General features: G+C 73.7%; 9 protein-coding genes. 5 read left to right on the forward strand and 4 right to left on the reverse strand.

The genetic code is table 11. The features are described from left to right. Positions 1-191 precede the first annotated feature (191 nt). Together ACFW9D_RS32775 and ACFW9D_RS32780 are read left to right on the forward strand one after the other, a co-directional pair. Positions 192-1,415, forward strand: coding sequence for a cytochrome P450 (locus tag ACFW9D_RS32775; protein ID WP_384628050.1), 1,224 nt, complete (start codon positions 192-194; stop codon positions 1,413-1,415). Positions 1,416-1,524: 109 nt separating this feature from the next. Continuing rightward, positions 1,525-2,001, forward strand: a complete 477-nt coding sequence (locus ACFW9D_RS32780) for a GNAT family N-acetyltransferase (RefSeq protein WP_188340767.1) — start codon at positions 1,525-1,527, stop codon at positions 1,999-2,001. Between the two features lie 15 nt (positions 2,002-2,016). On the opposite strand, the gene ACFW9D_RS32785 is transcribed toward ACFW9D_RS32780, so the two are convergent. Continuing rightward, positions 2,017-3,009: a zinc-dependent alcohol dehydrogenase family protein gene (locus ACFW9D_RS32785; protein WP_384628052.1), complete on the reverse strand. Its 993-nt coding sequence runs from the start codon at positions 3,007-3,009 to the stop codon at positions 2,017-2,019. Positions 3,010-3,426: 417 nt separating this feature from the next. Here ACFW9D_RS32785 and ACFW9D_RS32790 point away from each other — a divergent pair, with 417 nt between their 5' ends. Continuing rightward, entirely contained in the window at positions 3,427-4,653 is a 1,227-nt protein-coding gene (locus ACFW9D_RS32790) for an MFS transporter (RefSeq protein WP_384628055.1), read from the forward strand. On the opposite strand, the gene ACFW9D_RS32795 is transcribed toward ACFW9D_RS32790, so the two are convergent. Beyond that, a complete protein-coding gene (locus ACFW9D_RS32795) occupies positions 4,633-5,187 on the reverse strand; it encodes a GNAT family N-acetyltransferase (protein ID WP_384628057.1) in 555 nt (184 codons plus the stop codon). The genes ACFW9D_RS32790 and ACFW9D_RS32795 overlap by 21 nt on opposite strands. Positions 5,188-5,345: 158 nt before the next feature. Between ACFW9D_RS32795 and ACFW9D_RS32800 the strand changes: the two genes are divergently transcribed. Then, positions 5,346-6,293: a hypothetical protein gene (locus ACFW9D_RS32800; RefSeq protein WP_384628060.1), complete on the forward strand. Its 948-nt coding sequence runs from the start codon at positions 5,346-5,348 to the stop codon at positions 6,291-6,293. Positions 6,294-6,347: 54 nt separating this feature from the next. Continuing rightward, positions 6,348-6,938 (forward strand): hypothetical protein, encoded by a 591-nt coding sequence (locus ACFW9D_RS32805; protein ID WP_384628063.1) that lies wholly within the window; start codon positions 6,348-6,350, stop codon positions 6,936-6,938. A gap of 31 nt (positions 6,939-6,969) precedes the next feature. On the opposite strand, the gene ACFW9D_RS32810 is transcribed toward ACFW9D_RS32805, so the two are convergent. Together ACFW9D_RS32810 and ACFW9D_RS32815 are read right to left on the reverse strand one after the other, a co-directional pair. Beyond that, on the reverse strand, positions 6,970-7,737 hold the full coding sequence (locus ACFW9D_RS32810) for a class I SAM-dependent methyltransferase (RefSeq protein ID WP_384628083.1): 768 nt from the start codon (positions 7,735-7,737) through the stop codon (positions 6,970-6,972). Between the two features lie 49 nt (positions 7,738-7,786). Further along, complete coding sequence (locus tag ACFW9D_RS32815; RefSeq protein WP_384628086.1) at positions 7,787-8,980, reverse strand: MFS transporter; 1,194 nt, start codon at positions 8,978-8,980, stop codon at positions 7,787-7,789. Positions 8,981-8,989 lie beyond the last annotated feature (9 nt).

The raw sequence follows: 8,989 nt of genomic DNA on the forward strand, positions 1-8,989 counted from the left end.
CCGGCCCCCCCCGGCCCTGTAGCGGGCGCGCCCCTTGGGGCGGCCCTGGCCCCGCCCCCCCCCCCCCCCCGCCGCCCTAGGGCGCCCCCCGCCGTCCGGTCCGCCAGGCCGCCGGGCAGGCTTCCAGGAATCCGGGCGCCGGAGGACACCGGGCCGGGAACGCCAGCAGCCCGAGAAGGAATGGACGGCCGATGACACTCGAATCGACCTCTGCACCGTCGTCGCCCGCGATTCGTTTCTGGCCCGTCGAGGACCTGGACCGGCTCACCCCCGACCCCTTCCTCGACGAGGTCCTGCGCGACGAGCCCGTCACCCGGATCCGACTGCCCTACGGCTCCGGGCACGCCTGGCTCGTCACCCGCTACGAGGACGTCCGCTTCGTCACCTCCGACCCACGCTTCTCCCGGGAACAGGTCGTCGGCCGGCCCGTCACCACGATGGCCCCGACGCCCGTCGCGTCGCACACCGCCGGACTCCAGTACATCGACCCGCCCCGGCACACCCGCCTGCGCCGCGTCGTGGCCCGCGCCTTCACCGCCCGCAGCATGGAACGACTGCGCCCCATGACGGAACGCATCGCGAACCAGCTGCTGGACGCCATGGAGGAAGCGGGCTCGCCCGCCGACCTGATGGAGTGCCTGCACACCCCGCTCCCCATCGCCGTCGTCTGCTGGTTCCTGGGCGTCGACGAGGGCGACTGGCGCGCCTGGGCCGGGAACTCCGAGGCCCTGCTGTCCAAGGCGGACGCCAAGGAACGCAACCAGGCGGCCCGCACGGCCACCCGTGACCGTGTCGTGGGCCTGCTGCGCCGACGCCGCGACGAACCCCGCGACGACCTCGCCGGTGTCCTCGCCGAGGCGACCGCCTCGGGCGAGATCACCGACGACGAGGCGATCTCCCTGGCGATGGCTGTCTACGTCAGCGGCGGTCACGCCGTGCGCAACAACAGCGGCTCGATGATGTACGCCCTGCTCACCCACCCCGAGCAGCTCGAACGCCTGTGCAGGGAACCGGAGTTGGTTCCGAAGGCGGTGGAGGAGCTCTACCGCTACGTCCCGCACCGCAACGGCGTCGGCATCCCGCGCATCGCCCTGGAGGACGTCGAACTCGGCGGTCACCTCATCAAGGAGGGCGACGTCGTCTACAACGCCTACGTCGCCGCCAACCGCGACCCCGAGGTCTTCCCGTCCCCCGACGAGCTGGACTTCGACCGCCCGGGCCCGGGGCACCTGGCCTTCGGCAACGGCCCGCACTTCTGTCTCGCCGCGCTGATGGCCCGGATGGAGGCCGACGTCATGATCACGACGGTGCTGCGCCGGTTCCCGGACCTGCGTCTGGCCGTCGCGCCCGACGAGGTGGAGTTCCAGCGCGAGGGCCTCATCCGCGGCCCGCGGACCCTCCCGGTCCGCTGGTGACCGTCTGACACCGGCACCGGGGCCTGGCCGGAGGCCGGTCGACGGTGGGAGCATCCAGGTGTTCCCGATGCGAGCGAAGCGATGCTCCCGACCCGGCCAGGAGGCACCGATGGACGTGACGCTGCGCGTCGTGCTCGACTCCGATCTGCCCGTCTTCTTCGTGCAGATGAACGACCCCGAGAGCATCCGGTGGGCCGCCTTCACGGCCAAGGACCCGACGGACAGCCCCGCCTTCCACTCCCACTGGAACCGCAACCGGCAGGACCCGTCGGTCCTCCTGCGCACCGTCGAGGGCGAAGGCGGCGAGATCCTCGGCCACGTCGCCGTGTTCGGCCCGCCCGAGGACCGCGAGGTCACCTACTGGATCGGCCGGCAGTACTGGGGGAGAGGCGTCGCCACGGCCGCCCTGCGCGCCTTGATCGCCCTCGCCCCCGAACGCCCGCTGCACGCCCGCGCGGCCGCCGACAACACCGGCTCCGTCCGGGTCCTGGAGAAGTGCGGCTTCCAACGCACCGGCACCGACCGGGGTTTCGCACACGGCCGTGGCGAGGACGTCGACGAGGTCCTCTTCACCCTGTTCGCCTGACACGGCGGAAGCCCGTCACCGCCGCGGGTCGATCAGGACCTTCCCGGGAGGCCGGCCCGCCGCGCCCTCGTCGCGCTCCGCCTCGAAGTACGCGGTCAGTTCACCGAGCGCGATCCGCGGCCCGATCGCCGTACGCAGCCGTCCGCGGCGCAGATGCTCGAAGACCGGGGCCATCAGAGCGGGCAGTCGCCGGGCCTCCGACCGGTGCACGACGTCGCGCAGACGGAACATCTCCACGCGCGCGCCGTCGCCGGAGAAACACGCGGCCGGGAGCGGCGCCCGCGACAGCAGCCCGTAATGCACGAAGGCCCCGTCCCGCGCGGTCAGCGCGTGCACGTCGCCGCCCACATCGCCCCCGACGCAGTCGTACGCGACCCCGGCGCCCCGCGGCCCGAGCGCCTCCCGGAGCCGGGCGCGCCACCCCGGATCGCTCGTGGGGATCACGTCCCGCCACAGCGAGGGGTCCGCCACGGCCCGCCCCGGCGTTCCCCGCACGATCCCGACCGGCGCGACGCCGCGCTCCGCGAGCAGCTCGGCGAGATGCCCGCCGATCGCCGACGTGGCGGCGGTGACGACGACGCCGCGCGTGCCCGGCGGACAGAAGCGCTCGACCATGAGTGACGCCGTCAGCGGGTTGATGTACGCGAAGCAGGCGACCTCGTCGGGCACATCGTCCGGCACCGGGACGCACCACGCGTGCTCGACCCGCTTGAACTCCTGCCAGCCCCCGGCCGACCCGAGCGGCAGCACCCGCCGCCCCACGGCCGAGTTCGGCACGCCAGGCCCCACGGCGTCGACCACCCCGACCCCCTCGAACCCGGGCACCATCGGGAACGTCGTACGCGACCCGTACGCCCCCGAGATCGTCACCAGGTCCGACGGATTGACGGTCGCCGCCAGCATCCGCACGACGACCTCGCCCGCGCCGGGAAGCCCGGGTCCGGCGACCTCCCGGACCGCCACGACCTCGGCCGGCGCACCGGCAGAACCGGCCACGGCAGCGCGCACCCTCGCCCTCCCTCACCGACCCACACGGACCCACGGACACACAGACCTACGGACCCACGGACACACGGACACACAGACCTAGGGACACACCAGGACGGCTCATCCTACGAGCGCGCTCACGGGCCCGGACGCGAGCCTCCAGGTCAGCGGCCCGCGCCGACCGGTCCGATGCGCCGGTCCCGGGCTGCGGAGACGCGGGAGTCCTCGTTCGCCGGACACGGCGGTCGGCGGTCGGCTACGATCCCGGGGTGCTCATCGTGATGTTCATCTGACGGCCCTGAGTTCCTCCCGCTCAGGTTCCGGTCCGCCCAGGGTGCGCCGCGCGCTTCCCTCCCGGGCCCCACATCCGTCAGATCCGCCGACCGGCCACGGCACCTCCGAGGCCCACCCCGGTCGCACATCCCTGGAGCCCCTTCCGTGCTCACCGTGCTTCTGCTCCCCGGCGCCCTGCGCGCCTTCCTGCCCGCGCTCCTCGCCCGCTCCGCCCTGGCGATGGGCGGCCTCGCCCTCCTCCTCACGGTGCAGGACCGGACGGGTTCGTACGCCCAGGCCGGCCTCGCCACCGCCGTGTTCGGAACGGCCAACGTCGTCGCCGCCCCCTGGCGCGCCCGGTCCGTCGACCGGTTCGGCCAGCGCGTGGCCCTCACCGCCCTGTCCGCCGGGCACGCCGCGGGCTTCGCCGGACTCGCGCTCCTCACCCGCGCCGAAGGCGTCGCGGGCACCTGGTATCTCGCCCTCAGCCTGGTGATCGGACTGACCGCGCCCCCGCTGGGAGCGGCGATGCGCAGGATCTGGGCCTCGCTGACCGAGGCCGGGGACCAGCGCACCAAGGCGTTCAGCATGGACGCGGTGTGTGAGGAGCTCCTCTTCGTGGCGGGCCCCGTCGTCATCACCGCCGTCATCACGGCCGCCTCGCCGGCCGCCGGACTGTGGGTGACCGCCGCCGCTGTCCTGCTCGGCACCGCCGCGATGACCACCAGCGCCTCCTCCAAGGCGCTGCGCGGTTCACGGGCCACCGAGCGGCGCGGAGAGCGTCCGCTGCGGCAGCCCGGATTCGCGCGGATCCTGCTCGCGCTCCTCGGGGTGGGCGCCGTGCTCGGGGTCGCCGAGATCGCCGCACCGGCCGTCGCCGCCCGGCACGGCGCGGTCGAGGCCTCGGGCTGGCTCCTCGCGGCGTTCGCGGGCGGCAGCGCGATCGGCGGCCTGGTCTACGGGCAGCTGAGGCTCAAGGCGGGCATCGGAACCCGCCTGTTCGCGCTGTGCGTGAGCATGGGCGTCGCCGCCGTGATCGTGTCCCGGCTCGACACCCTGGTGCTCTTCGCGGCGGGCCTGGCGCTCGTCGGCCTCTGCCTCGCCCCGTCCCTGATCACCGGGTACCTCGTCGCGGACACGGTCGTCGCGGAATCCAGCCAGACCGAGGCGTCCACCTGGATCAACACGGCGGTGAACCTGGGCGCTTCCCTGGCGTCCGCGGCCGCCGGTGTCGTCATCGACCGCTCCGGGGCCGCGCTCGCCCTGCTCCTCGTGGGCCTGCTGGCCATGGCCCTCGCCACGGCGGTGCCCCGCACGCGCGCCCGCGCCGAGGCACACCCGACGGAACCGGCCCCGTCCGCCCCGGCCGACTCAGCCGAACTCAGGCCCTGAGGGGGACGGCAGGACGCCGAACCACTGCTCGGCCCCGTACTCCTCGAACCGCTCGGCCTCGGAGAAGCCCAGCTTCCACGCGAGCCGGGTGGCGGGCCCGTTGGCGCTCTGCGCGCAGAGCACCACGGGCTCGCCCGGGAGCTCCCGCGCGCACCAGGCGAGCACGGCCGCGCAGGCCTCGGCGGCGTACCCGCGGCCCCAGGCCCCGGGCAGGAACAGGTAGCCGAGCTCCGCCTCGCCGGCCTCGGGACGGACGTGTCCCGGGCGCTCGGCGTCGCGCCTGCCGAGCGTGACCATGCCGATCATCGCGCCGTCGAGCTCGACGACGAAGGTGCCGGGCCGCCGCCCGGGCACCTCGGGCACCGCCCGCTCCAGCTCGTCCCGCGGGCGCGCGCCACCGACGTACCGGCCCACCTCGGGCGAGGCGAACAGCTCGATGAACGCCGCACGGTCGCAGGCCGCGGACTCGCGGAGCACGAGCCTCCCGGTCCTGATCGGGGCGGGCGGCCAGGCAACAGGTCCGAGTCCGGTCATGACGGGAAACGTAGCGCAGTCAGGAAGGGCACATGACGACCACGTGAACTGATGGGCCATCAGTTAGGGGGTGTCATGCGGCAGTCGGGCAGGACGAGAGGGAGAACACATGCGGAGCCCCATGAACCTCAGGAGCCACATGCCTATCGTTGCTCCCCATGAGCCAAGGAGCGCAGTACCCCGGCGGCGGGCACAACCCGCAGGAGCCGAACCCGTACACCCCTACGGTGCCGAGCTTCCCCCAGCAGCACGACGCCCCCACCCAGGGAGCGATGCCGCCCGTCCCCGCCTCGCCGGGCGGGCCGCCGAAGAAGGGCGGGGGCCGGACCGTCGGCGCGGTGATCGCCGTCCTGGTCGCCCTGGCCGCCGTCACCACGACCGGCATCGTGTTCCTCACGAACGACGACGACAAGAACGACGCCGGCCCCACCACCCCGTCCGCCTCGGCGTCCGACGACAGCAGCACCCGGCCCAGCGGCAACCCCCGTCAGTCCCAGGGCCCGCAGCCGACCGTCGACGGCTGGAAGGTCGTCGCCAACCCCACCACGCACATCGCCTTCGACGTCCCGCCCGAGTGGGGCCTCAAGTCGCCCAGCTGGGTCGCCTACACCGCGGACGACGACGACCCCTCCGACACTCCTCTGGTCGCCTTCCAGGGCCCGGCCTACCTCCAGGAGAAGTGGTGCACGGACGACGTCGACCAGGACGGCACCAAGGAGGACACCGCTCTCGCGGGCGCGGGCAGCCGCCGCAACCAGGACGCCGCGAGCGTCGACCAGGTGGCCCGCCACGACTCCTCCGCCTGGGTCTACGGCCTCTACGCCCAGCCGGACAAGAAGAAGGTGCGGACCGGCCCGGTCGAGTCGTACACCACCGCGTCGGGCATCAGCGGCCGCCTCGCGTCGAGTTGGTCCGCCGGAGCCGACAAGCGCCACAAGTGCGCCACCGACGGCAAGTCCACGACCTTCGCCTTCAAGAACCCCCAGGGCAAGGTCGTGTCCTGGTCCTTCATCGGCGCCCAGAACGTGAAGGACGAGGTCGACGACGCCACGGTGAAGAAGATCCTCCGCACCGTCCGCCTCTACCGGGACGCGCCCGAGTCCTGAGCCGCTCCGGCCGCGGGCTACGGTGCTGGGGTGACGGCTGAACGGGGAGAGGGCATGAGGTTCGCGGAGTACGTGCGGCAGAACGCGGAGGAGGTCGTCGGGACGTTCCCCGCGGACCGCGGCATCTACGCGGTGACGTTCCGCCTCGACAGCATCGACCAGGACCCCCGCCACCCGTACCTGGCCATCGGCTACACCACCGAGGCGGACGCGGCGGAGGCCGCCGGGCAGACACCGGACGCCTGGGAGGCCCGCTGGAGCTACGCCTACTTCCCGCCGACCGGCCTCGAGGGCGTCCGGGCCATAGGCCAGGACGGGCAGGGCGCGCAGGCGTTCCGCCGCGAGGCGCTGGCCCAGGGCCTCTGGTACGAGGACGGCGACGAGCCCGGCGAACGCGACGAGGAACTGTGCGAGTGGTTCTACGAGGTGTGCGTGAAGGCGGCCCGGCCCCTGCACGACAGCGGCCGGATCGTCGCGGCCCTCGGGCGGCCGCTGCCCGTGCTCCTCTACGACATGTTCGAACCGGACGCGATGTTCGCCCTGACGTCCGCGGCCAACCCGGCCGAGCTCGTGGCGGAGTTCATGACCGAGGACCCGGAGCGCGAGGACGACGGCGAGCACGGCACGGGCGAGCCGCTCCCGTAGCCGGCGGTTCTGTTCGGGCGCCCTGTCCGGATCAGCCCGGGCGGTGTGCCGTGTAGACCGTCGCCGTCATCGCGGCCGTCACGGGGCCGGAGCCGAGCTGCTCCGTCATGTCCCGCGTGACGGCGGCCCGGACGGCCTCGGCGTCCGCGCGGCCCGCGATCGCCACGCCGACCGGCGTACCGGTGAGGAACCCCGCGGCCACGGAGGCGGCCGACTCCGCGACACCGTCCAGCGTCACCTCAACCGCGGAGTCGAGGGCCAGCCCCGCGGCCGCGAGATCCTCCGTCACGACGTGCGGATCGCTGTAGCCGTGCGGAATCTCCGGCAGGAACGTCGGCGCCCCGTCCGGGACCGCCCGCTCCAGCGCCGCCTGGAACGCCGCCCCGAAACCGTGCGACGCCACCGGCCCCCAACTGCTGAACAGGAACCGTCCCTGCGGCACGAGCACCCTGCGCACCTCCGCGTACGCGGCGGGCCGGTCCGGGAAGAACATGACCCCGAACTGGCACAGGACGAGATCGAAGGCGCCGTCCTCGAACGGCAGCTCCTGCGCGTCCGCCTGCCGCCACTCGGCCCCGGGAGCCCGCTGCGCACCGCACGCGACCATCGCCTCGTTGAGATCGCTCGCCACGACCGTCGCGTCCGGGGCCACGGCGAGGACGGCGGAGGTCAGCGCGCCGGTGCCCGCGGCGATCTCCAGGACCCGGCGCGGACGCAGGGTCGCCGCCCGGGCCGCCAGGTCCGCGGCGAAGGGCCGGAAGAACACGGGGGCCAGATGCCGCTCGTAGGCCTCGGGCATGCCCCGCGTCCACTGTCGGTCCGCATCGATTCCACTCACCCCTCCGACGCTACGCCCGACCGCCGCCGTCGGCAGGACGAGCGCGGGACGGGCGGGTCGAACAGACCGACACGACCATGAGGGACGCGGTGATGCCGCCGAGCACCATCACCGTCGACGGAGAGCTGCGGTCCAGGACGAAGCCGCCGACCAGCGCTCCCGTCGAGATCGTCGCCTGGAAGGACGCCGTGAACAGGACCGACGCGACCTCCGGGGCGTCCGGGTCCGCCCGGGCGAACCACGTCTGGGAGCAGACGGGGACGGCGCCGTAGCCGACGCCCCACAGGATCAGCAGCGCCACGGCACCCACCGAACCGTGCCCCAGGACCGGCAGGAGCAGCGTCCCGGCGGCGATCGAACCGGCGGCCAGACCGAAGGCCGCCCGCGGGTGACGGCCGACGACGGCGCCGCCCGCGAAGTTCCCGGCGATCCCCGCGGCACCGTAGACCAGCAGGAACACCGTGATCCGGGCCGGGCCGGCCCCCGTCACCCGCTCGAGGAACGGGGTCACGTACGTGTACGTGCCGAAGTGGGCCAACACGACGAGGAAGGTCAGCAGCAGCGCGCGGCGGGTACCGGCGCCGCGCAGCGCCCCGCGCAGCACGCTCAGCCGCGTCACCCGGCGCGTGGGCAGGGGCGGCAGGAACAGCAGCAGAAGAAGGAGAACGGCGAGGGTCAGGGCGCCCATCACGACGAACGCCGTGCGCCAGCCCGCCAGTTCACCGATGAACGTACCCGCGGGCACGCCCAGGACCGAGCCCAGGGGCACCGCCGAGAAGATCACCGCGGTGGCCCGGCCGGCCGAGGCCGGGGCGACCAGCCGCTCGGCGAGGCCGGCCCCGATGGACCAGAAGCCGCCGATGACGATGCCGACCAGCACCCGGGAGACCAGGACGAGACCGTAGAAGGGCGCCGCCGCGGCCAGGAAGTTCGCGACGGCGAGCAGGCCCGTCAGCGCGCAGAGCATCAGACGCCGGTCGATGCGCGCCGTCGCCACCGTCACCGCGGGCGCGGCGACGGCCGCGAGGAAGCCCGGCATCGTCATCGTCAGCCCCGCCACCCCGTCGGAGACGGTGAAACCGGCCCCGATCTCGGTGAGCAGCCCGATCGGCAGGATCTCGGTCGTCACGATCGAGAAGATGCCGAGCGTCACCGCGACCACGGCCGGCCATCCGGCCGGGGGATCCCCGGCCGGGGGAGACACGGGTCCGAC

The sequence above is a fragment of the Streptomyces sp. NPDC059524 genome, from assembly GCF_042749255.1.
Taxonomy (GTDB): domain Bacteria; phylum Actinomycetota; class Actinomycetes; order Streptomycetales; family Streptomycetaceae; genus Streptomyces; species Streptomyces xanthii.